Origin of the sequence: Nocardia sp. NBC_01499, from assembly GCF_045040275.1 — a bacterium.
Classification (GTDB): Bacteria; Actinomycetota; Actinomycetes; order Mycobacteriales; family Mycobacteriaceae; genus Nocardia.
On the sequence record NZ_CP109426.1, the window covers coordinates 9,244,800 to 9,269,484 of the forward strand.

Sequence of the window (24,685 nt, forward strand, 5' to 3'; positions counted from 1 at the left end):
ATGGCCGACAACGATCAGAAGCTGGTCGACGCACTGCGAGCGTCGCTGAAGGAGACCGATCGGCTGCGCAGGCAGAACCGGAAGCTGGCCGCGGCGACCCGCGAACCCATCGCCATCATCGGCATGGCGTGCCGCTTTCCCGGTGGCATCAGCTCACCGGAGCAGCTGTGGACCGTGGTGGCCGACGGCGTCGATACCATCTCGGAATTCCCCGGCGACCGCGGCTGGGACGTGGCGAACCTGTACGACCCCGAGCCGGGTAAGCCGGGCAAGTCCTACACCAAGGAGGGTGGATTCCTTTACGACGCTGCGGATTTCGATCCCGCGTTCTTCGGCATCAGCCCGAACGAGGCGCTGTACATGGACCCGCAGCAGCGCCTGATGCTGGAGATCTCCTGGGAGGCGTTCGAGCGGGCCGGTATCGATCCCGCCACGTTGAAAGGCAGTACGACCGGGGTGTTCACCGGTCTGATGTATCACGATTACGCCTTCAGCGACGCCGCCGGTGCCATTGCTTCGGGCCGTGTTTCGTACGTGTTCGGCTTCGAAGGTCCGTCGGTGACGGTGGATACGGCGTGTTCGTCGTCGTTGGTCGCCCTGCACCTGGCCAGTCAGGCGTTACGGTCGGGCGAATGCTCCCTTGCCCTCGCCGGTGGCGTCGCGGTGATGGCGACACCGGACACCTTCGTCGAGTTCAGCAGGCAGACGGTGCTCGCCAAAGACGGTCGGTCGAAGTCGTTTTCGGCGGGCACCGACGGCACCGGGTGGGGCGAGGGTGCCGGTGTGCTGCTGGTCGAGCGGTTGTCGGACGCGCTGCGCAATGGTCATCCGGTGTTGGCAGTGGTGGCCGGTTCGGCGGTGAATTCCGATGGCGCGTCGAATGGTTTGACCGCGCCGAGTGGTCCGTCGCAGCAGCGGGTGATCCGCCAGGCGCTGGCGAATGCGCAGGTGCCCGCGGATCAGGTCGATGTGGTCGAGGCGCACGGTACCGGCACGAAGCTGGGTGATCCGATCGAGGCGCAGGCGTTGCTGGCGACGTATGGCCAAGGGCGGGCGCAGGATCGGCCGTTGTGGTTGGGGTCGATCAAATCGAACATGGGGCACACTCAGGCCGCGGCCGGTGCGGCGGGGATCATCAAGATGGTCATGGCGATGCGTCACGGCATGCTGCCCAAGACGCTGCACGCGGAAGAGCCAACGCCACAGGTGGATTGGCAATCCGGTGCGGTAGAACTGCTGACCGAGACGCGGCCGTGGCCGCAAGCCGAGCATCCGCGCCGCGCCGCGATCTCCTCCTTCGGGATCAGCGGCACCAATGCGCACGTGATCATCGAACAGGCACCGCCACAAGACGAACCCGAGCCAGCAGTCGCCCCGGCGTCGGCGGCGCCACTGCTGCTGTCCGGCAAAAGCGCGGGGGCCCTACAGGATCAGGCCCGTGCGCTGCTCACGCACCTCGATGCCCATCCCGAGGCCAGCGTCGCGGATCTCGCTGTCTCCCTGCTGAATACCCGCGCCACCTTCGAATACCGCGCGGTCATCGCGGCTGCGGATCGGGACCGATTGCGGTCGGCGCTGCAAGCACTGGTGGACGACGCGCACAATCCGTACCTCACCCATGGGCGCGCCGATGTCACGGGCAAGACGGTATTCGTGTTCCCGGGTCAGGGCTCGCAGTGGGCGGGTATGGCCGCCGAACTGCTGGAGTCGGCACCGGTTTTCGCGGAAAGCATCCGGTCGTGCGCGGCGGCGCTGGATCCGTTCCTCGAGTGGTCGTTGCTCGACGTGCTGCGCGGCGACCCCGATGCGCCGCCGCTGGAGCGTGTCGATGTGGTTCAGCCGGTGCTGTTTTCGATGATGGTGTCGCTGGCGGCGCTGTGGCGTTCCTGCGGTGTCGAGCCGCGGGCGGTGGTCGGGCACAGCCAGGGCGAGATCGCCGCGGCCGTGGTGGCGGGCGGACTTTCGCTGCACGACGGGGCCCGGATCGTCGCGCTGCGCAGCAAAGCGTTGCGCGCGCTCACCGGTAAGGGCGCGATGATGTTCGTCGCCCAGGAGGTCGGCCCGCTGCGAGAGCGGTTGGCCGCGTGGGACGGTCGCCTTTCCGTCGCGGCGGTGAATGGTCCTGCCTCGGTGGTCGTCTCTGGTGACCCGGTTGCACTCGATGCCCTGGGGGCTGAGCTGTCCGAGGCCGGCGTGTTCCGCTGGATGGTGCCCGGCGTCGACTTCGCCGCGCACTCGGTGCACGTCGACGAGATCCGCGACGAGCTCGCCGCGGTACTGGCCGGGGTGGCACCGCGTGCGGGGACGGTTCCGTTCTTCTCCACCATGCTCGGCGATTGGGTGGACACCACCGAGCTGGATGCCGAGTACTGGTACCGGAATCTGCGTGAGCCGGTCGAATTCGAGCAGGCGGCGCGCGGGCTGGCCGAAGCGGGCTACGACACCTTCGTCGAGGTGAGCCCGCATCCGGTGATCACCACCTGGGTGCAGCAGACGGTCGACGCGATCGTGCCCGACAACGTGATCGTCGGCTCGCTGCACCGCGACGACGGCGGCCTCGACCGGTTCCTGACCTCGCTGGGTGCGCTGCATGTTCGCGGCGGGCAAGTCGACTTGGCCGCGGTGATGTCCGTCGGTCGACGGGTCGACCTGCCGACCTATCCCTTTCAGCGGGAACGGTTTTGGGCGGCCGAGCCGTCGACCGGCGGTGATCCGAGGTCGCTCGGTTTGCGTTCGGCCGCGCACCCGTTGCTCGGTGCCGTTGTGGTGCTCGCGGATTCGGATGGCGTGGTGTTCACCGGTTCCCTGTCGACCAGTACCCAGCCGTGGTTGGCCGAGCATGATGTGTTCGGTCGAGTGTTGTTGCCCGGCACGGGATTCGTAGAACTTGCCATCCGTGCGGGGGATGAGGTCGGCTGCGGGACAGTGGAGGAGCTGACGCTGCGCGCACCGCTGTTGCTGCCCGACGGTGACCCCGTTGTCGTGCAGGTCGTGGTCGGCGCGCCGGACGACACCGGCCGTCGCTCGCTGAGCATCCATTCCCGCGAAGACGATCCGGCCGCGCCGTGGACGGTACACGCGGAGGGCATGCTCGGAAATCAGACGGCCACAACCGAATTCGATCTGACGCGATGGCCGCCGCCGGGTGCGGAGTCGGTGGCGGTCACCGACGCCTATGCGGTGCTGTCGCGCGCAGGCTACGGCTACGGACCGGTCTTCCAGGGGCTGCGTGCGGCTTGGCGGCGAGGGGACGAGGTATTCGCCGAGGTCGCGTTGCCCGAGCAGGCCCGGCCCGACGCCGAGCGCTTCGGCATCCACCCCGCACTGCTCGACGCCGCGATGCACATCGCGATACTCGAGGACGGCGGACACCGCGACGGCGAGACCGTGCTGCCGTTCGCCTGGAACGGCGTCGCCCTGCACGCCGTCGGCGCCTCGGCGCTGCGCGTGCGGATCGCGCCGACCTCCGCCGACAGTATCGCGGTGCAGGTCGCGGATACCGCTGGCAGGCCGGTGCTTTCGGTGGCGTCGCTGGTGTCGCGGCCGGTGTCGGCCGATCAGATCAACGCGGCGGGGCAGGGCGACTCGGTGTTCCGCATCGAGTGGCAGCCTGCCGCAGTGTCCGCTGTTGAGCACTCGACGGGAACGTGGGAAGCGCTCGTCGCGGGCGAGCCGGTGCCGGATGTCGTGGTGTTCGAATGCCCGGAGGCAGACGGCGAGGTGCCGACTGCGACGCGCTCGGTCGCGTACCGGGTGCTGGCGGTCTTGCAGGAATGGCTGGCTGAGCCGCGTTTCGCCGACGCGCGGCTGGTGGTGGTCACCAGGAACGCGGTGGACACGCGGACCGAATCGGCCGAGATCACGTTGAGCCAAGCGCCGGTATGGGGACTGGTGCGTGCGGCGCAGGCGGAGAACCCGGACAGGTTCGTCCTGGCCGACGTCGACGAGTCAGCGGCGGTGGCCACCGCGACGGTGGTACTCGGCGAGCCGGAGTTGGCGGTGCGCGCGGGAAAGGTGTTGGTGCCGAGGCTGGTTCGAGTCACAGCGACTGATCGATCTGAACTGGTGTTGGGCGTGGATGGCACGGTCCTGATCACCGGCGGCACCGGCGGAATCGGCGCGCTGATCGCCCGCCACCTGGTGCTCCGGCACGGAGTACGACGGCTGGTACTGACCAGTCGCAGCGGCCCGGCCGCGCCCGGTGCCGACGACCTGCGCGCCGAACTGACCGAACTCGGCGCGGACGTCACCCTTGTCGCCTGCGACGTGTCCGACCGAGCCGCCCTGGCCGAGCTGATCGCGGCCGTGCCCGCCGAACATCCGCTGACCGGGGTCGTGCACGCGGCGGGCGTTGCCTACAACGGGCTGATCGGCGCGTTGACGCCCGAACTGATCGACGGTGTGCTCGCCGCGAAGGCCGACGGCGCGTGGCATCTGCACGAACTGACCCGTGACCTCGACCTGTCCGCGTTCGTGCTGTTCTCGTCGGCCGGTGGCATGATCCTCGCGGCCGGGCAGGGCGGTTACGCGGCGGCGAACGTCTTCCTCGACGGCCTCGCGGTGCACCGCAGGGAAGCGGGATTGCCCGCGACCACGCTGGCCTGGGGACTGTGGGGAATCGACGCGGGCCTCAGCCAGTGGCTGACCGATGCGGACCGTAATCGTATGCGGCGCCAGGGAATTCCTGCGTTCACTGCCGAGGAGGGGCTCGCCCTCTTCGATGCCGCACTCGGCATCGGGGACCCGCTGCTGGTCCCCATGCGGGTCGACGTTACGGCCCTGCGGACGCGCACGGACACCATCCCGGCCTTGCTGCGCGGGTTCGTCCGGACCCCGGCACGGCAGGTCGCCAGCGGCGATGGCACCGCGCTCGCGCAGCGCCTCGCCGGACTGACCGAGGCACAACGCGCGGACGCCGTCCTGAACTTGGTGCGCACTCAGGTCGCCACGGTGCTCGGCCACGCATCGCCCGACGCGGTCGCGCCGGATAAAGCGTTCCAGGAGTTGGGGTTCGATTCGCTGGCCGCGGTCGAACTGCGTAACCAGTTGAACGCGGCGACCGCGCTGCGGCTGCCCGCGACGCTGATCTTCGATTATCCGACCTCGCAGGCGGTGGCGGGTCACCTCGTCGAGAAGCTCGCCGGGAGCGTCACCGTGGCACGCGCGGTAGCGGCGCGGACACCGATTGATGACGAGCCGATCGTGATCGTGGCGATGAGTTGCCGCTATCCCCATGGGGTTTCGACACCGGAGGATCTGTGGCGGTTGGTCGCCGACGGGGTGGACGCGGTGACGGAGTTCCCGGACGATCGCGGTTGGCACATCGATGACGTATACGACCCCGAGCCGGGCGTACCGGGCAAGACCTATGCGCGTGAAGGTGGGTTCCTCTACGGCGCAGGTGGATTCGATGCGGACTTCTTCGGGATCAGTCCGAACGAGGCGTTGTACATGGATCCGCAGCAGCGATTGTTGCTCGAATGCTCGTGGGAGGCCTTCGAACGCGCGGGCATCGAGGCTGATTCGTTGCGAGGCAGCGCGACCGGAGTGTTCGCCGGTCTGATGTATCACGACTACGGGTTAGGCGTGGAGGCCGCGGCGGCCAGCGGGGGGAGTTTGGTCTCGGGTCGGTTGTCGTATGTGTTCGGGCTGGAAGGGCCGTCGGTGACGGTGGATACGGCGTGCTCGTCGTCGCTGGTGGCGTTGCATCTGGCCAGTCAGGCATTGCGGTCGGGGGAGTGCTCGCTGGCACTGGCCAGCGGGGTGGCGGTGATGGGGACACCGGGCATGTTCGTCGAGTTCAGTCGTCAGCGTGGGTTGTCGGCGGATGGGCGGTGTAAGTCGTTCTCCACGACCGCGGATGGGACGGGATGGGCCGAGGGAGTCGGGGTGCTCGTGCTGGAGCGGTTGTCGGACGCACGACGCAACGGCCATCCGGTGTTGGCGGTGGTGGCGGGGTCGGCGGTGAATTCCGATGGGGCATCGAATGGTTTGACGGCACCCAGCGGTCCGTCGCAACAGCGGGTGATTCGGCAGGCGTTGGCCAATGCCGGTCTGTCGTCCGCCGAGGTCGATACGGTCGAGGCGCACGGGACCGGGACGACGCTCGGTGATCCGATCGAGGCACAGGCATTGCTTGCGACGTATGGGCAGGATCGGCCTGCGGATCATCCGTTGTGGTTGGGTTCAATCAAATCGAATATCGGGCATGCGCAGGCCGCCGCGGGAGTCGGCGGGATCATCAAGATGGTCATGGCGATGCGGCACGGTGTCTTGCCGAAGACGTTGCATGTGGAAGAGCCGACGCGGCAGGTGGATTGGTCCGAAGGCGCGGTCGAGTTGTTGACCGAGGCGCGGCCGTGGCCTGCGGACGATCGGCCGCGGCGGGCCGGGATTTCGTCCTTCGGGATCAGTGGCACGAATGCGCATGTGATCATCGAGCAGGCACCCGATGACGTGACGGCAGAGCCTGATCGGGTTGCCCTGCCGGTGATTCCGTGGCTGCTGTCCGGAAAGACGAAGCAGGCGTTGCTCGCTCAGGTCGAGCGGCTGCGGGCACATGTGGAAAGCCACCCGGAGCTGGATCCGATGGATGTGGCGTTCACCTTGGCGACCGAGCGGGTCGGATTCGAACACCGTGCGGCGGTGATCGGTTCAGAGCGGGCAGAGCTGGCCGCGGATCTGGCCTCGATCGCCGACGGTGTCGTGGATTCGGTGCGCGGTGGAAAGACCGCAGTGGTGTTCTCCGGTCAGGGTGCGCAGCGGTTGGGCATGGGGCAGCGGCTGTATGGCGCGTATCCGGCATTCGCCGTGGCGTTCGATGCCGTTGTCGCGGAGCTGGATACGCATTTGGAACGGCCATTGCGCGAGGTGGTGTGGGGTGACGATCCCGGCTTGCTCGAGCAGACACAGTGGGCGCAGGCTGGTCTGTTCGCGTTCGAGGTGGCCTTGTTCCGGCTGCTCGAATCCTGGGGTCTACGAACAGAGTTCGTTGGCGGTCACTCGATCGGTGAGCTGACAGCGGCCCATGTGGCCGGAGTGTTCGCGCTGCCGGATGCGGCGCGGTTGGTTGCGGCGCGCGGTCGGTTGATGCAGGCGCTCCCCGTCGGTGGCGTGATGATCGCCGTGCAAGCCAGCGCGGCCGAGATAACTCCGGACCTGGTCGAGGGCGTGAGTATCGCGGCGGTCAACGCGCCGGGGTCGGTGGTGCTGTCCGGTTCCGTTGAGCAAGTAACCGCTGTCGCCGATCAGTGGGAGGCGCAGGGCCGCAAGGTAACTCGCTTGCGGGTCTCGCATGCGTTCCACTCGGCGTTGATGGAGCCGATGCTGGAGGAATTCCGTGCGACCGCCGAATCCGTCACATATCGAGTGCCTGAACTTGCCGTGGTATCGAATCTGACCGGGCAACTGGTGGAGCGTTTCGATGCCGAGTATTGGGTGCGGCATGTACGGGAGACGGTGCGTTTCGCCGATGGCGTGCGGTATTTGGCGGACGCGGGTGTGGCTCGATTCGTGGAGCTGGGACCGGATGCGGTGCTGGCGGCGATGATTCAGCACACGCTCGACGACACCTCGACTAACGCGCGGGTCGTGCCGACACTGCGTGCCGATAACGATGAAGCCACCACCGTGGTCACCGCTGTAACTCGCCTCCATGCCTGCGGCGCGCGGGTGGATTGGGCGCGGTTCTTCGCGGGCAACGGCGCGCGCCGAGTCGATCTCCCCACCTATCCGTTCGAGCACCAAAACTATTGGCTCGCCCCGAAAGTCATGACCTCGGACGCGACCGCGATCGGACTGGAGGCCATCGAGCATCCGCTGCTCGGCGCGATCATTCCCGCACCGGAGACCGACACCGTCGTGCTCACCGGCAGGTTGTCGGTGCGCGATCAGCCGTGGCTGGCCGACCACGCCGTGCTCGGTACGGTGCTGCTGCCGGGTACCGCCTTCGTCGAACTGGCCATCCGAGCCGGGGATCAGGTCGGCTGTAGCACCCTGGAGGAGTTGACGATTCAGGCTCCGCTGGCGCTTCCGGCGCGCGGCGGAATCCAGTTCCAGGTCAGCGTCGGCCCGCTCGAGGACACCGCCGATCGCACGGTCACCATTCACGCCAGGGACGAGAACCACGTCACCGCGCCATGGACACTCTGCGCCGAAGGCGTGCTGTCCGAACGGGTTACCGCTCCGGCTTTCGATGGCGCGGACTGGCCGCCCGCGGGCTCGACACCCCTTCCGGTCGACGATCTCTATCCCGCGCTGGCGGACAAGGGGTTCGGGTACGGCCCGACCTTCCAGGGCGTCACCGCCGCATGGACATCGGGAGACGACGTCTATGCCGAGGTCGCCCTGCCCGAACAGGCCCTGGCGGACGGCGAGCGCTTCGGCATCCACCCCGCACTGCTCGATGCCGCCGTACACGCGCTGCTCGGCGCGGACGACGGCGAGGCGGCATTGCCGTTCGCGTGGCAGGGGATCGCGCTGCACGCGGCTGGCGCGACCGAAGTGCGCGTGCGGATCAAAACCGCTGGTGTGAAAGCCATCTCGCTGGACGTGGCCGATCCGACCGGAGCGCCCGTGCTATCGGTCCGGTCGCTGGCTTCTCGGCCAGTATCGGCGACGCAACTCGAGTCGTCCGGATCGACGGACTCGTTGTTCCAGCTGACGTGGTCGCCGATTTCGCCGGTAGGTGCCGATCCGATGCGAATCATCGAGTGGGGGAGCGTATTCGATGACGTGCCACCCGATGTCGTTGTCCTGACTACCGAACGGGGCAATGACGCCACCGCCGTGCACGCGCAGACTTGGCGGGCACTCGATCGAGCGCGGACCTGGCTGGCCGACGAACGGTTCGCGACATCGGTGCTGGCGATCGTCAGCACCGGCGCGGTGGCGCTGCCCGGCGAGGACATCACGGACCTGGCCAGTGCCGCGGTGTTGGGGTTGATGCGCGCGGCGCAGGCGGAGTACCCCGGCCGCGTCGTCCTCGTGGATACCGATGGCTCCCTGGATCTTTCGGTCGCGCTATCGATCGGCGAATCGCAGATCGTGCTGCGCGGGGGTGCGGTGTTCGCGGCACGACTGGCGCGGGTTCCGGTGCCGGATGAGGCGCGGGTCGAACGGTTCGGCAGCGGTCCGGTGCTGGTGTCCGGCGCCGCAGGAATGCTGGGGCGGTTGGTATCTCGCCATCTCGCCGAGCACGGCGTCCGCAGTCTGGTACTGGTGAGCAGGCGTGGCGCGGCCGCCGACGGCATGGCCGAGTTGCGCGCCGACCTGGCCGCTCTCGGCGCTGACGTAGAGGTCGTCGCGTGCGACCTGGCCGATCGTGCCGCGGCGGCCGCGCTGCTGGACGGTCGATCGCTGACCGGCGTCGTGCACGTGGCCGGAACCCTGGACGACGGATTGCTCGGCTCGCTGACCCCGGAGCGTCTGGCCGCCGTGCTGCGGCCGAAGGTGGACGCGGCGATGAACCTGCACGAACTCACCAGCGACCTGTCCGCTTTCGTGCTCTTCTCCTCGGCTGCCGGTGTCCTCGGCAATGCGGGACAAGCCAATTACGCGGCGGCCAACGCCTTCCTGGACGCCCTGGCCGTGCACCGTCGCGCGCACGGACTGCCCGCGCAGTCGCTGGCCTGGGGCATGTGGGCCGGCCGCGCGGGGATGAGCGGGCGGCTGACGGAGGCGGGGCTGCAGCGGCTGGCGCGGTCCGGGATGGGCGCGCTGTCCCACGAACAGGGCCTCGCGCTGTTCGACGCCGCGGCTGCCATCGATGAGCCCGTGCTGCTGCCGATCCAGTTGGACATCGCTGCCCTGCGCGGAGCGGGCGACGAATTGCCCACGCTGTTCCACGGATTGGTCCGCAGCCGATCACGCCGCAAGGCCGCGCTCACCGGCGTCGCGACGAGTCGGCTGGCCGCGCTGCCCGCGGCGGAACGGCTCGACGCGGTGCTCGAGTTGGTGCGTGGTCGTGCGGCGGCGGTGCTCGGACACCACGGTGCGGAGGCGGTGGCGCCCGACCGGGCGTTCAATGAACTCGGCTTCGACTCGCTGAGCGCCGTCGAGTTCCGCAACGCGCTGGCCGAAGCGGTGGGCGTGCGCCTGCCCGCGACGCTGGTGTTCGACTATCCGAACGCGCACGCCGTCGCCGAGTACGTGGTCGGCCTGCTGTCGGGCGCGGCGTCGAACACGGCGGTCGTCACCGCGACCGAGGGCAACCTCGACGAGCCGATCGCCATCGTCGGTATGGCGTGCCGGTATCCGGGTGGTGTTGCCTCGCCGGAGGATCTGTGGCGGCTGGTCGCCGGCGGAGTGGACGCGGTGTCGGAGTTCCCAGTCGATCGAGGGTGGGACATCGGCCGGTTGTTCGATCCGGAACCCGGTGTGGCGGGGAAGAGTTACGTGCGCGAGGGTGGGTTCCTTTACGACGCGGCCGATTTCGATCCGGCGTTCTTCGGGATCAGCCCGAACGAGGCGTTCGGGATGGACCCGCAGCAGCGGTTGTTGCTCGAATGTTCATGGGAGGCATTCGAACGAGCGGGCATCGATCCGAATGTGCTGCGCGGCAGCGCGACCGGTGTCTTCGCCGGGATGATGTACCACGACTACGCGGCCAACAGTGCGACCGGTGCGATCGCGTCGGGGCGGTTGTCGTATGTGTTCGGGCTGGAAGGTCCGTCGGTGACGGTGGATACGGCGTGCTCGTCGTCGTTGGTCGCGCTGCACCTGGCGAGTCAGGCGCTGCGCTCGGGCGAGTGCTCCTTGGCGCTGGCGAGCGGCGTGGCCGTCATGGCGACACCAGATCCTTTCATCGAGTTCAGTCGACAGCGCGGGTTGTCGGCCGATGGGCGCTGTAAATCGTTCGCCGCCAACGCCGATGGCACAGGATGGTCCGAAGGCGTCGGTGTCCTGCTGGTCGAGCGGCTGTCGGATGCGCGCAGGCTTGGTCATCCGGTGATCGCGTTGGTTCGTGGCGTCGCGGTGAATCAGGATGGTGCGTCGAATGGTTTGACGGCGCCGAACGGACCGTCGCAGCAGCGGGTGATCCGGCAGGCATTGGCCAATGCCGGTTTGTCATTCGCCGATGTCGATGCGGTCGAAGCACACGGGACCGGCACGAAGCTCGGTGATCCGATCGAGGCGCAGGCGTTGCTGGCGACCTACGGGCAGGACAGGCCTGCGGATCCGTTGTGGTTGGGGTCGATCAAATCCAATATCGGGCACGCGCAGGCCGCGGCGGGTGTCGGCGGCATCATCAAGATGATCATGGCGATGCGCCATGGTGTGCTGCCGAAGACCTTGCACGTGAATGAGCCGACGCCGCAGGTGGATTGGTCCGAGGGCGCGGTGGAGTTGTTGACCGAAGCGCGGCCGTGGCCGCAGGTGGATCGGCCACGGCGAGCGGCTGTCTCCTCGTTCGGTATCAGCGGCACCAACGCCCACGTGATCATCGAGCAGGGACCGGAAATCAGTGCCATCGGTGAGCGTCGGTCAGACACGATGGTTCCGTGGGTGCTGTCCGGAAAGACCAGCCAGGCGGTGCACAGTCAGGCGGAGCGGCTGCGGGCATTCGTCGCCGACAACCCGGACGTTGACCCAGTAGACGTGGCATTCACCCTCGCGACCGAGCGCGTGGCATTCGATCACCGCATGGTCGTAATCGCCAACAACCGCAGCGATTTCGAGGTGGCACTGGCCGACCTTGCTGGCGTGGCGGATTCGGTGCGCGGCGGCAAGACCGCGATGGTGTTCTCCGGTCAGGGCGCACAGCGGTTGGGGATGGGGCAGCAACTGCACGCGACCTATCCGGTGTTCGCCGAGACGTTCGATGCTGTTGCGGCCGAACTCGATACGCAGCTGGAGCGCCCATTGCGCGAGGTGCTGTGGGGTGATGACGCAACCTTGCTCGAACAGACCAGGTGGACACAGGCCGGGTTGTTCGCCTTCGAGGTGGCACTGTTCCACCTGCTCGAATCCTGGGGTGTGCGACCGGAGTTCGTGGCCGGCCATTCGATCGGCGAATTGGTCGCGGCGCATGTGGCCGGAGTCCTGTCGCTGCCGGACGCGGCTCGACTGGTTGCGGCGCGCGGTCGGTTGATGCAGGCATTGCCGGTCGGCGGCGCGATGGTTGCCGTCCAGGCCAGCGAAGCCGAGGTGACCCCGGATCTGATCGATGGCGTGAGTATCGCGGCGATCAACGCCCCGGGCTCGGTGGTGTTGTCCGGTGCCGATGAGCAGGTGCGATCGGTGGCGGATCGGTGGGAGTCGCAGGGCCGCAAGGTCACTCGGCTGCGGGTCTCGCACGCGTTCCACTCGGCCTTGGTGGAACCCATGCTCGCGGAGTTCAGCGCTGTCGCCGAGACGATCGCCTATCAAGTGCCGGAGCTGCCCGTGGTGTCGAACCTGACCGGTCAGCTCATCGATCGTTTCGACGCCGCGTATTGGGTCCGGCACGTGCGCGAGACGGTGCGTTTCGCCGATGGTGTGCGCTATCTGGCCGATGCGGGTGTGTCCCGCTTCGTAGAGATCGGCCCGGATGCGGTGCTGGCCACAATGATTCAGCAAACCCTCGACGAAATCGACACCACCGGAACCAGGTTCGGCGACAACACGGTGGTACCGACACTGCGCGCCGACCGCGACGAGGCAACAACCGTCGTCACCGCCCTGGCTCGCCTACACGCCTCCGGTGCGCGAGTGGATTGGGCACGGTTCTTCGCGGGCCACCACGCACATCGAGTCGACTTGCCCACTTACCCCTTCCAGCACGAAACCTTCTGGTTGAATGACGATTCCCAGCACGACGACCCAGCCTCGATAGGCATGGACGCGGTAGACCACCCGCTGCTCGGGGCGCGGGTGGTCCTTCCGGACGGTGCGACGATGCTCACCGGCCGACTGTCGGTCGATACCCAGCCGTGGCTGGCCGAGCACCGGGTAGGCGGCTCGATCCTGTTCCCCGGCACCGGGTTTGTCGAACTGGCGATCCGAGCGGGCGACGCGGTCGGCTGCGCCGCACTGGACGAGCTGGTCCTGCACGCGCCCCTCGTGCTGCCCGATCACGACGGTGTTCAGCTCCAAGTGATGGTCGGCGAACCCGACGATGTCGCGTCTCGGACCCTGACCATCCATTCCCGGACGACCGACCTGCCATGGACATTGCACGCCAGCGGCGTCCTCACCGAACACGCGCCGCAGCCGACCTTCGACCTGATGACCTGGCCGCCGCCCGGTACGACCCCGGTCGAACTCGACAACGCCTATGAACTCCTGGAAGACAGCGGCTACCACTACGGCCCACTGTTCCGCGGCCTGCGCTCCGCCTGGACCGCGGCGGGCGACCTGTACGCCGAGGTCGCGCTGCCCGACGCCGCCCACACCGAGGCCGCACGATACGGAATGCACCCCGCACTGCTGGACGCCTGCCTGCACGGCCTGCGCTTCGGCGGCGCGGACAGCGACGACGCGCGCGACGCGCTCATCCTGCCGTTCTCCTGGTCCGACGTGGCCCTGCACGCCGGGGGAGCGTCGGTGCTTCGCGTCCGGATCACCCACCTCGGGGCGGACAGCGTCGCCCTCGCCATGGCCGACGGCGAAGGTCAGCCCGTCCTCTCCGTCGGATCGCTGGTGTCGCGTTCGGTGCCCGCCGACCAATTCGGCCCGACGAGTCCCGCCTTCCATGACGCGTTGTTCGAGGTGGCGTGGTCGCCGGTCCCACTCGGCTCAGTCGAGGCATCGACGGCAGACTGGGCCGCCGTCGCCGCGGGCAGTCCGGTGCCCGACGTGGCGACCTTGGCCGTCGAGCCGGGCAACGACAGCGCCGCCGTCCACACGACAACCCGCCACGTGCTCGGCGTGCTCCAGCAGTGGCTGGCCGATCCGAGGTACGCCGAGTCGACCCTCGCGGTGGTCACCAAGGGCGCCGTCGCCCGCCCGGGTGAGGACGTGACCGATCTGGCGGGCGCTGCAGTATGCGGCCTCATCCGGTCCGCGCAGGCCGAGGATCCCGGCCGAATTGTGTTGGTGGACACCGACGATTCGCTCGATGTCCGCGCCGCGCTGTCGCGTGGTGAGACGCAGGTACTGGTGCGTGACGGCACGGTGTTCGGTGCCCGACTCACCAAGGTTCCGGTCGGCGAGCCCGCCACCGCAGACTTCGGTACGGGCCCGGTACTCGTCTCCGGTGCGTCAGGGAGGCTGGGTCGGCTGCTTGCGCGACATCTGGTCGACCGTGGCGGGCGGCAGCTCGTGCTGGTGAGCCGACGCGGTCCGGCCGCCAACGGCATGGCCGAGCTGTGTTCGGAACTGACCGCTCGCGGAGCCGAAGTCGAGCTGATCGCCTGCGATATAGCCGACCGCGCCGCGGCGGCCCAACTCCTCGACGGACGCACACTGTCCGCGGTGGTACACGTCGCGGGCGTGCTGGACGACGCGGTGATCGGGTCGCTGACACCGGAGCGCATGGACACGGTGCTGCGGCCAAAGGTGGACGCGGCCCTGAACCTGCACGAACTCACCGAGAATCTATCCGCGTTCGTGCTGTTCTCTTCTGTCTCAGGCATTTTCGGCAATGCCGGACAGGGCAACTACGCGGCGGCGAACGCCTTCCTCGACGCCCTGGCGACGCACCGACGCGCGAACGGACTGGCCGGGCAGTCACTGGCCTGGGGCATGTGGGGTGGCGACACCGGAATGGCAGGCGGACTCGACTACACGAGCCGAAAGCGTATGGCGCGCACCGGAATCGAGGCGCTCACCGAGGAGCAGGGCTTGGCCTTGTTCGACACCGCGGGCATCGTCGGCGCACCGGTCCTCGCCGCCGTCCGGCTCGACCTCGCGACACTGGCCGCGGCGGGCAGCGACCTCCCGCCGCTGTTCGACGGCCTGGTCACCACCGTCCGCAGACGCACGGCGGCGGGCACCGTCGATACCGGCTCGCTACGGCGCGCGCTCGCCGATCTCGACGAGGACGGACAGGTGGCGCACCTGGTCGAGGTGATCCGCCGCAGCGCCGCGGCCCTGCTCGGCCACACCGACCCCGACGACGTCGACCCGGCACGGGACTTCCTGGAAAGCGGATTCGACTCACTCGCCGCGATGGAACTGCGCAACACCCTCGGCAAGGCACTCGGTCTTCGACTGCCGCCAATGGTGGTGTTCGACAACAAGAGTCCGGCCGAGCTGGCCCGTTACCTGCGGGCCGAACTCAGTGCCGACCTCGGCGATACGCGGCCGTCGACCAGCCAGACCGGCGGCCCGGACACGGTGAGCGCCCTCTTCCGCGCCGCCGTCTACGCGGACCGCCTCCCACAGGGTTTCGAATTGCTTACCGCGACCGCTGGCCTGCGCCCGAGCTTCGATTCGGCGGCCGACCTCGACGCGGGGACACAACCCCTGACTTTGGCGGAGGGGCCCGCGGATCCGCGCTTGGTCTGCATCAGCACGCCGATGGCGACCGGTGGCGTCTTCCAAACCGCCCGGCTCGCCGCCCGATTCCGCGACGTCCGCACCGTGCTCGCCGTCCCGCTGTCCGGATTCGCGCCCGGCGAGCCGCTGCCCGCCACCGCCGCAGCCGCCATCGAGGTGATCGCGAACAGCGTGCTCGCCGCCGCGGACGGGCACCCCTTCGCGCTGCTCGGCTACTCGGCGGGCGGCACCCTCGCCTACGCCGTCGCCGAATACCTGGAGACCGTGCGCGGCATACCGCCGACCGGTGTGGTGCTGCTCGACACCTACCGCAGCGAGGGCGGCGGCGATATCGGCATCGCGAAGGAACTCGTCTTCGGGATGCTGGACATGGAATCGGCGTTCGGCGGTTTCGACAGCGCGCGACTGTCCTCGATGGGCCGCTACGCCGATCTGCTGCGCGGCATGGCGCCGGGGCGGATCGCGGCACCGGTGCTGTTCGTGCAGTGCCTCGAATCGTTCTTCGCCGAACCCATGGACGCCGCCGACACCAGCTGGCAGGCCCAACCCTGGGACGCCACACAGGTGTTGCGACCCGTCGAAGCGAACCATTTCACCATGCTCGAATCCCAGGCGGGCGCGACGGCGGAGGTGATCGAGCAGTGGCTCGGCGCGCTGCCCGGCGCCGCCGCGACACCGCGATGAGGTAACGACAATGTCCACCGCACCCGCAGCCAAGGGCACCGTCCCCTTCGGTGAGTTCAACACCTGGTACCGCGTGACCGGTGAAAGAGGCAGGGACGCACCGGCATTGGTGGTTGTGCACGGTGGCCCCGGCAGCACGCACGACTATCTGACGAACCTCGCGGCACTGGCCGAGGACGGCTGGCCGGTGGTGCACTACGACCAGATCGGCAACGGCGGCTCCACCCACCTGCCCGACCGCGACGTCGCGTTCTGGACGGTACAGCTGTTCCTGGACGAGCTGGACAACCTGTTGCGCCACCTGGGTATAGCGGACAACTACGTGCTGTTCGGACAGTCCTGGGGTGGCATGCTCGCGGCCGAGCACGCCGCCGCCAGCCCGCCCGGGCTGCGCGGACTGGTGATCGCCGACGCGCCCGCCTCCTACCCGCTCTGGCGCGAGGAGATGAAGGTACTGCGAGACGCGCTGCCCCCCGGTGTCAACGACACGTTGCTGCGCAACGAGGCCGCGGGCACCACGCAATCCGACGAGTACTACGCGGCGATGAAACCCTTCTACGAGAAACACGTCTGCCGCCTCGTGCCGTGGCCGCGCGACTACCTCGCCTCGTTCTACGAGATCTACAACGACCCCACCGTCTACTACGCGATGAACGGGCCGAGCGAGTTCCACGTGATCGGCACGCTGCGCGACTGGTCGGTCGAGGACCGCTGCCCCGATATCGCGGTGCCGACGCTGCTCGTCTCCGGCCGCCACGACGAGGCGACGCCCGCGACGATGCGGCCGTTCGAGCAGCTCATCCCGGACGTGCGCTGGGTGCTGTTCGAGGAGTCGAGCCATCTGCCGCACCTCGAGGAACCCGAGCGCTTCCGGGTGGTGCTGCGCGAGTTCCTGACCGACCTCGGCTGATATCCGGGGGTATGGCTAGGGGCGCGTTAGGGGTTCTGAGGGTCGGTGCCCGCCGGGACACTGACACCGAATGGACATCTCTCGGCAGGCAGGACACGAACATGGAGATCGGCCGTAGCGCTGAACAAGCAATCGTCTTCCCGGGCATGGGGCCGACGGCCTTCGGTGACGTCGCGAAGTTCATGGTGGTCAACTCGTACGCGCGCAAGCTTCTCGCCGAGGCCGATGCCGTGCTCGGCTACTCGCTGCTCGACCGCTATCGCGAAACACCCGGCGACTACACCGAATTCGCGCAGGTCGCGTTCCTGGTGAACTGTCTGGCGCTGGCCGAGTGGGCGGCGGACTCGCTCGACGCCGAGGCGGAGCTGTGCGTCGGGCCGAGCTTCGGCGGCAAGGCGGCCGCGGTGCATGTCGGGTCGCTCAGCTTCGCCGAGGCGGTATGGATGACCGCGCGCTTGGCGCGTTGCCTCGACGAGTACTTCGCGGTCGAACACCGCGACGTGGTGACCCAATCATTCGCTCGCACACCGGAACACGTGCTCACCGAGGCGCTGGCGGAGCTGGATCGCGAGGGCGAATGGTACGAGCTGTCGTGCTACGTCGACCACGATTTCCACCTGGTGACGCTGCACGAGGACAGCGCGGAACGGCTGCGCGCGCGGTTGCGTTCGGTGGGCGGACTGCCGCTGTACGCGATGCGACCGCCGATGCACGCCAGCGTGTTCGGGCCGCTGCGCGATCGGGTCGAGGACGAGGTGTTCAGCCAGCTCGCCTTCGCCGACCCCAGTATTCCGGTGGTCGCGGATCAGGACGGGTCGATAGTGCGGACCGGGGCGCAGATCCGGGACATGCTGCTGGACGGTTTCGTTCGGCCGGTGCATTGGCCGCAGGTGTTGAATACGTTGAGCAGCAAGGGGATTGGCACCCTGCTGGTCGCCGGCCAGGACAGCATGTTCTCCAGGGTCGGGTGCACCACGCGCAACTTCGAGGTCGTCGCGGTGAACCCGAGGATGGCGATGCGGCCGCGTCGCCGGGTCGCCTCGTGAGGTCGTCGGGTCAGCCGGTGGGTGCGGTCATCTTGGTCAGCGTCGCCCACAGCACGTCGGGGGTCGCGAAGGTGTCCATGTTCAGCAGGTCGTCCAGGAATCGGACGTCGTACGCGTCTTCCAGCTGCGCGAGCAACTCCACCGTGCCGACCGAGTCGAGGCCGAGATCGCGCAGGTTTTCCGCGCCGTCGAGTGGCTCGTCGATGGACAGGAATGGCAAGAAGCCGCGCAGTAGTTCCTCGAATTTATCGTCCCACATAACTGTTCCCCGGTCGGCATAAGGGCGGCGGCAGGCAACGAGCCGGTTTCTTCGTCGTTACTTACCGTCCACCGTTTGTCGTTTCCATCGTGGCACGGCCGACGCCATTGCCGACCCCTATTTTCCACTAGGAGGACAATTGTGAACGAGCCGATCGTCAGGGGACTGCACACGAGATTCCTGCGCGGTCTCGCCGCCGCGCCGGACGGGGTCGCGATCCGTGTCGGCGCGGAGATGCTGAGCTACGCGGCCGTGCACGAGCGGGCGTTGGCGTGGGCGGGCGCGTTGGCCGATGCGCCGGTGGTCGGGGTGCTCGCGGACAAGGGGATGGTGTCCTACGTCGGGGTGCTTGCCGGGCTCTACGCGGGGGCGACGGTGGTGCCGTTGCCGCCGTCGTTTCCGGTCGAGCGAATCCGGCAGATGCTTGCGATAGCAGGGGTTTCGGCGGTGATCGCGGACGAGAACGGCATCGCGACGATGGCCGAGGCCGACTCGCGCGTCAGGGTGTTCGCGCCGGAGCACCCGGCGCTCGTCGACCCAGGACTGCGCATCCCCTTCGGCACCGCGCTCGCGCGACCGCGCTCGGTAGATGCTGCCGCGACCGCGTACGTGCTGTTCACCTCCGGTTCGACCGGGCGGCCGAAAGCGGTGCCGATCACCCACGGCAGCACCGAGCACTACTTCCGAATCCTGGACGAACGCTACGACTTCGGCACCGACGACGTGTTCTCCCAGACCTTCGACCTGAACTTCGACTGCGCCATGTTCGACCTGTTCTGCGGGTGGGGCGCGGGCGCGGCCGTGCACGCGGTGCCCGCTCAGGCGTACCGAAAGTTGCCGCAGTTCTTCGCCGAACGCGGGATCACCGTGTGGTTCGCCACCCCGTCGGCCATCGCGCTGGTCCGCCGCCTCGGCGGCCTCACGCCAGGGTCGATGCCGACGCTGCGCTGGAGCTTCTTCGCCGGTGAGGCGCTGCGCTGCGCCGACGTCGAGGACTGGCAAGCGGCGGCACCCCGGTCCACGGTGGAGAACCTGTACGGGCCAACGGAATTGACGGTCACCATCGCGGTGCACCGCTGGTCGCCGGACAGTTCGGGCGCGCTGGCGGTGAACGGGGTCGTGCCGATCGGCGCGATCCACGACGGGCACGACTACCTGCTACTCGACGGCGAGGACGACGAGGGCGAACTCTGCATAGCCGGGCCGCAACTGACCTCCGGCTACCTGGACCCCGCCGACAACAGCGGCCGTTTCCTCGAACGGTCCGGCCGGACCTGGTACCGCACCGGCGATCGGGTGCGACGGCTGGCCACCGGCGAACTGGCCTACCTCGGCCGCTTGGACAGTCAGATCCAGGTGCAGGGCTGGCGGGTGGAGCTCGGTGAGGTCGAGCACGCGGTGCGCGGCTGCGCCGGGGTGGCGGACGCGGTCGCGGTGGCCGCGACGCACAACGGCGCAACCGAACTCGTGGTGTTCTACACCGGTGCCCGACTGGCCACCGTCGAGCTGGCCAGGCAGGCACGGCAACGGCTGCCGCATGGAATGGTCCCCAAGGAATTCCGATATGTGGATGAATTCCCGTTGAATACCAACCGCAAGGTCGATCGCGCGCGGCTGGCGCGGGTCGCAGCGGGCAATTCCGCATTAGGGGTCGGCCGCACGGTTTAGGGGTGGGTACGCACGCCCGATAGTCGATAGCCTTCCGCTGTCGGCGTGAATTGCCGGCCGATACTCTCATTGTCGAAGAACACCGGAATTGGCGACATGATGCGACCGCATAACAAACGTGTGTCCGACTTATTGGACGAGGCCGTTGCCGAGACGCCGCTGCACCGCGCGGTCACCGACTCGGACGGCAGCTTGACCTACCGCGCCCTCGCCCAGCATCGCGATGCTTTCGCGGAATGGCTTGCCGAACAAGGGGTTTCGCGCGGCGACCGGGTGGTCGTACAGCTGCGCAGCCGCCGCGAGCTCGTCGCGATGTTCTATGGCTGCGCGCGGCTCGGCGCGATCTTCGTGCCGCTGAATCCCGCGATGAAGGAATTCCATCTCGCGTCGGTGCTCGGCAATGCCGAACCCGTGCTCGTCATCGCCGAGGGGGCGGCGGTGGCGCCGCTGCGCCAGCTCGCCTCGGTGCCGGTGCACGACCTCGACGAGCTGTGGCCCGAGGTGCGCGCCATCGTCGGGCGCGGTGCGACCGCGGATCCGGACGGACCAGCGGCAACCGACATCGCCGTGCTCGTCTACACCTCGGGCAGCACCTCCGCGCCCAAGGCGGTGACCTGCCCGCACGCCCAGATGACCTTCGCCGCATGGTCGATCAACGCGGTGCTGCGGTATCGCGCCGACGATGTGGTGTTCTGCCGCTTCCCGCTGTCCTGGGACTACGGCCTCTACAAGGTGCTGCTGTCCTGCCTCGGGCGCTCGGAGCTGGTCCTCGCCGGGGAGGAATCCGATCTGCTGCTACTGCGCCGGATGCGCGAGGTCGGCGCCACCGTCGTGCCGATCGTGCCCTCGCTGGCCGCCATGATCGTCACCCTGGCGCAGCGCGAATCGGTGGCGCCGCCGCCGGTCCGGATGTTCACCAATACCGGTGCCGCGCTGCCAGCCGCAACCATTTCCGCACTGCGCGAAGCGTTTCCGGGCGTGCGGGTGGTCCGGCAGTTCGGCCAGACCGAATGCAAGCGCATCTCGATCATGCCGCCGGAACAGGACGACACCCGCCCGAACTCGGTCGGCCTGCCGCTGCCCGGCACCGAGGTACGCATCCTCGACCACGACGACAACGAGGTGCCCAGCGGCGAGGTCGGTGAGATCGTCGTCGTCGGACCCCATGTGATGCCCGGATATTGGCGCGCGCCGGGCCTCTCGGCGGCGACCTTCGAGCACGACGAACGCTCCGGCCTGCTCCGGCTGCGCACCGGTGACTACGGCAGCCTCGACGCCGACGGCTACCTGTACTTCGAGGGCAGGCGCGATGACATGTTCAAGCGCAAGGGCATTCGGATGAGCACCCTCGAAATCGAGGCCGCCGCACTGGATATCCCCGGCGTCCATACCGCCGCCGTGCTGCCCCCGGACAACGGGCGCGATCTCACCATCTTCGTGACGACCGACCTCGGACCGCACGTGGTGCTCAAGGAGATGGCGCGACGGCTCGAGCCCGCCAAGGTGCCCGCGAGCTGCCGGATCGTCGACGAGCTTCCGCTCACGCTGCACGGCAAGCACGCACGGCAGGCCTTGGTCGCGATGCTGAACGAGCCGAGATGATCAGCCACGCCGAGCTGGCCGCCGAGTTCGGCACTCCGCTCTACGTTTACGACCTCGACGAACTCGCGGCGGCCCGCGACGAACTGTTCGCCGCGCTACCGGAAGAGTTCGAACTCTTCTACGCGCTGAAGGCCAATCCACATCCTGGCATCGTGCGCGAGTTGCGCACCGGCGCGCGGTCCTGCCGAGCCGAGATCAGCTCGACCGGCGAACTCACCGCCGCGCTCGCGGCCGGATTCACCGGTGCGGATTGCCTTTACACCGGACCTGGCAAGACCGCGGGCGAGCTCGCCGAGGCGATCGGGCACGGCGTCCGGCTGTTCTCCACGGATTCGGTGACCGATGTTCGCCGCGTCGGTGCCGTCGCGACCGCGCATGGCGTGGTCGCGGACTGCCTGCTTCGCGTGAACAGCGTCACGGCCAGCGCCGCGACGAGCATCCGAATGACCGGTGTCCCTTCGCAATTCGGGTTCGACAGCGAGACCTTGATCGAACTGCTTCCCGCGCTGCGCGAGGTGCCTGGCACCCGGTTGGCCGGGATGCACTTCTTCCCGCTGAGCAACGCGGACGAGGCCAGCCTGATCGGGGAGTTCCAGCACACCATCGCGACCGCGGCCGAACTGGCCGCGGCGGCCGAACTGCCGCTGCGGTATCTGGACATCGGTGGCGGCTTCGCCGCGCCCTACGGCGTGCCCGGCGAGCGCGGTGCCTATCCGACGCTGCGCGGCGAATTGGCCGTCGCGCTGGATAAGTACCTGCCGAGCTGGCGGGCCGGGCGGCCACAGATCGCGTGCGAATCCGGCCGGTTCCTGGTCGGCGCGAGCGGCACGCTGGTGACCCAGGTCAGCAACGTGAAGATCAGTCGCGGCCGCAAGTTCGTCATCGCCGACGCGGGCATCAACACCTTCGGCGGTATGTCGGGCCTCGGTCGTCTACTGCCGGTAGCCGTTGGGCTGGCACCGGATTCGCGCGGCGAGCAGGCCAGCCTGGTCGGTCCGCTGTGCACGCCGGGCGACGTGCTCGGCAGGCATATCGCGCTGCCGCCGGTCGAGCCGGGCGATCTCCTGTCGGTCCCCAACACCGGGGCCTACGGGCCGACCGCCAGCCTGCTGATGTTTCTCGGCAGGCCGGCGCCGATGGAGGTGCTCGTGCGCGGGGACCGGGTCGTCTCCGCTTCCCGCATCGATTACCGACGCGTCGAGCACGTTCTGCCAGCGAAATTCGAGAGTACGGAGGGTATCTGAGTGGAGCAGCCCGAAACCGGTGACCCGATAGGGGCCGAGATGTCCGTGCTGACGCCGGGGCGCCGCACGGTGGTGATCAGTGGCACGGTGTCGGACTCGCACACGTGGAATCTGGTGTATCTGCAACTGTTGATCGAGGAACTCGGCTTCCACACGGTGAACCTCGGACCGTGCGTTCCGGTAGCGGTGCTCGCCCAGGAATGCCGCGAACTCACGCCAGTGCTGATCGTGATCGGCAGCATCAACGGACACGGCCACCAGGACGGCATGCGGCTGATCGAACACGTGCGCGCCGACGCCGTGCTCGCCCAGATCCCGGTCGTGATCGGCGGCAAACTCGGCATCGCCGACGACGGCGTCGAGCAACGCGCACGAGCACTGACCGCCGCCGGATTCGACGCGGTATTCGAGGACGCGGCCAGCAGCATCACCGAGTTCCGCGACTTCGTCCACGCCATCACGACGCCGACGCGGGTGGCGGCGCAAGAACTGGAAATCCAAGCATGAGTGGGCAATTCGAGCACCCACCGGTCGACTTCGGGGAGTTCGTCCGGCGGACCGCTGGCAGCGGCGGGTTGGTGGTGCAGCCGCGGATGGGCTTCGGTGATCCGCCGGCCATGCGCGCCGGACTGCGCGCGACCAAGGATGCCGAGGCCGACACGGTCGGCACGATCACCCTGGACAGTTACACCAGGGTCGGCGACCTCGCGGCGGTCGATCGCGCACTGCGGGAGAAGCGGGCGCTCAACGGATATCCGATCGTCAATTACGACAAGGCGACAACGGCGGGTGTGCTGGAAGGCATTCGGGGCGAAGACTTTCCGGTCCAGGTGCGGCACGGCTCGGCGGTGCCTCTCGATATCTTCGCCGCGTTGGCCAGGTCGATGCTCAACGCCAGCGAAGGCGGACCGGTTTCCTACTGCCTGCCATACGGCCGGACCCCGCTGGCCGCCTCGGTGGGTAACTGGGCGGAGGGCACGCAACGCTTCGCGGGCCTGCTCGAACTCGGCGTCGAGCCGCACCTGGAGACCTTCGGCGGCTGCATGCTCGGGCAGCTGTGCCCGCCGAGCCAGCTGGTGGCGATCAGCTTCCTGGAGGCACTCTTCTTCGCGCAGTACGGAATTCGCAGTCTGTCGGTCAGCTACGCGCAGCAATCCAGTTTCGCGCAGGATGTCGAGGCGGTGCACGCGCTGCGCAGGCTGTGTGGCGAGCTGCTGCCGACCGAGAACTGGCACGTCGTCATCTACGCCTACATGGGCATGTATCCGATGACCGACGGCGGCGCCTACCTGCTGCTCGGCGAGGCCGCGAAACTCGCGGTGCGCACCGGCGCGGCGCGCCTCATCGTGAAGACGGTCGCGGAATCGCGGCGCATCCCCACCATCGCCGAGAACGTGGCCGCGCTGGAACACGCCGCGCAGGTCGCGCGCGACACGACGCCGGATCCGAACGATCCAGGCGACTCCGAGACCTACCTGGAAGCGCGTGCGCTGGTCGACGCCGTGCTCGACCTGGATGCCGACATCGGGCGCGCGCTGTTGCGTGCGTTCGAGCGCGGCTACCTGGACATCCCGTACTGCGTGCATCCGGACAATCACGGGCGGACCCGCAGCTACATCGACGACAACGGCTGGCTGCGCTGGAGCGAGCTCGGGTCGCTGCCGTTGCGTCGCGCGGCGGGCACCAAGCAGCCGCGCACAATCACCTCCGCCGGGCTGTTGAACGACTTGTCCTATGTCCGAAGGAAATTCGACGATCAAGCGTGGGCGGAGATCGAATACCAGCGGCCGGACGAGGCGACACCCGTACCGGCGGACGACAGTGCGCTCGCGCCGCGCTCCTAAGGGCATCT

Annotated in this window: 9 protein-coding genes; 8 read left to right on the forward strand and 1 reads right to left on the reverse strand. The window is 68.1% G+C overall.

What is annotated here, in order from left to right; translation table 11 throughout:
• The 3 genes from OG203_RS42100 to OG203_RS42110 all read left to right on the forward strand — a co-directional run bounded on the left by OG203_RS42100 (position 1) and on the right by OG203_RS42110 (position 18,060).
• Complete coding sequence (locus OG203_RS42100) at positions 1–16,104, forward strand: SDR family NAD(P)-dependent oxidoreductase (RefSeq protein WP_405162771.1); 16,104 nt, start codon at positions 1–3, stop codon at positions 16,102–16,104.
• Between the two features lie 10 nt (positions 16,105–16,114).
• Positions 16,115–17,014 (forward strand): proline iminopeptidase-family hydrolase, encoded by a 900-nt coding sequence (locus OG203_RS42105; RefSeq protein ID WP_405162772.1) that lies wholly within the window; start codon positions 16,115–16,117, stop codon positions 17,012–17,014.
• 101 nt (positions 17,015–17,115) lie between these two features.
• The gene (locus tag OG203_RS42110) at positions 17,116–18,060 is read left to right on the forward strand and encodes an ACP S-malonyltransferase (RefSeq protein WP_405162773.1); all 945 of its coding nucleotides are present in this window, start codon (positions 17,116–17,118) and stop codon (positions 18,058–18,060) included.
• A gap of 10 nt (positions 18,061–18,070) precedes the next feature.
• On the opposite strand, the gene OG203_RS42115 is transcribed toward OG203_RS42110, so the two are convergent.
• Positions 18,071–18,319 (reverse strand): phosphopantetheine-binding protein, encoded by a 249-nt coding sequence (locus OG203_RS42115; RefSeq protein WP_405162774.1) that lies wholly within the window; start codon positions 18,317–18,319, stop codon positions 18,071–18,073.
• Between the two features lie 141 nt (positions 18,320–18,460).
• Here OG203_RS42115 and OG203_RS42120 point away from each other — a divergent pair, with 141 nt between their 5' ends.
• The 5 genes from OG203_RS42120 (at position 18,461) to OG203_RS42140 (ending at position 24,677) form a co-directional block, all read left to right on the forward strand.
• Positions 18,461–19,987 carry an AMP-binding protein gene (locus OG203_RS42120; RefSeq protein WP_405162775.1) on the forward strand — a complete coding sequence of 509 codons (1,527 nt, stop codon included), beginning with the start codon at positions 18,461–18,463 and terminating at the stop codon, positions 19,985–19,987.
• A gap of 120 nt (positions 19,988–20,107) precedes the next feature.
• Positions 20,108–21,589 carry an AMP-binding protein gene (locus OG203_RS42125; protein WP_405162776.1) on the forward strand — a complete coding sequence of 494 codons (1,482 nt, stop codon included), beginning with the start codon at positions 20,108–20,110 and terminating at the stop codon, positions 21,587–21,589.
• Positions 21,586–22,833, forward strand: coding sequence for a type III PLP-dependent enzyme (locus OG203_RS42130; RefSeq protein WP_405162777.1), 1,248 nt, complete (start codon positions 21,586–21,588; stop codon positions 22,831–22,833). Before OG203_RS42125 ends, OG203_RS42130 begins: the two co-directional genes overlap by 4 nt.
• On the forward strand, positions 22,834–23,340 hold the full coding sequence (locus tag OG203_RS42135) for a cobalamin B12-binding domain-containing protein (protein WP_405162778.1): 507 nt from the start codon (positions 22,834–22,836) through the stop codon (positions 23,338–23,340).
• A complete protein-coding gene (locus tag OG203_RS42140; protein ID WP_405162779.1) occupies positions 23,337–24,677 on the forward strand; it encodes a methylaspartate mutase in 1,341 nt (446 codons plus the stop codon). The genes OG203_RS42135 and OG203_RS42140 overlap by 4 nt, the downstream gene beginning before the upstream one ends.
• Positions 24,678–24,685 lie beyond the last annotated feature (8 nt).

Excerpts from the sequence above, each read along its gene's own strand:
- OG203_RS42115 (WP_405162774.1), bottom strand. The coding sequence starts at position 18,319 with ATGTGGGACGATAAATTCGAGGAACTACTGCGCGGCTTCTTGCCATTC.
- OG203_RS42130 (WP_405162777.1), top strand. The coding sequence starts at position 21,586 with ATGATCAGCCACGCCGAGCTGGCCGCCGAGTTCGGCACTCCGCTCTAC.
- OG203_RS42100 (WP_405162771.1), top strand. The coding sequence starts at position 1 with ATGGCCGACAACGATCAGAAGCTGGTCGACGCACTGCGAGCGTCGCTG.
- OG203_RS42105 (WP_405162772.1), top strand. The coding sequence starts at position 16,115 with ATGTCCACCGCACCCGCAGCCAAGGGCACCGTCCCCTTCGGTGAGTTC.
- OG203_RS42140 (WP_405162779.1), top strand. The coding sequence starts at position 23,337 with ATGAGTGGGCAATTCGAGCACCCACCGGTCGACTTCGGGGAGTTCGTC.
- OG203_RS42110 (WP_405162773.1), top strand. The coding sequence starts at position 17,116 with ATGGAGATCGGCCGTAGCGCTGAACAAGCAATCGTCTTCCCGGGCATG.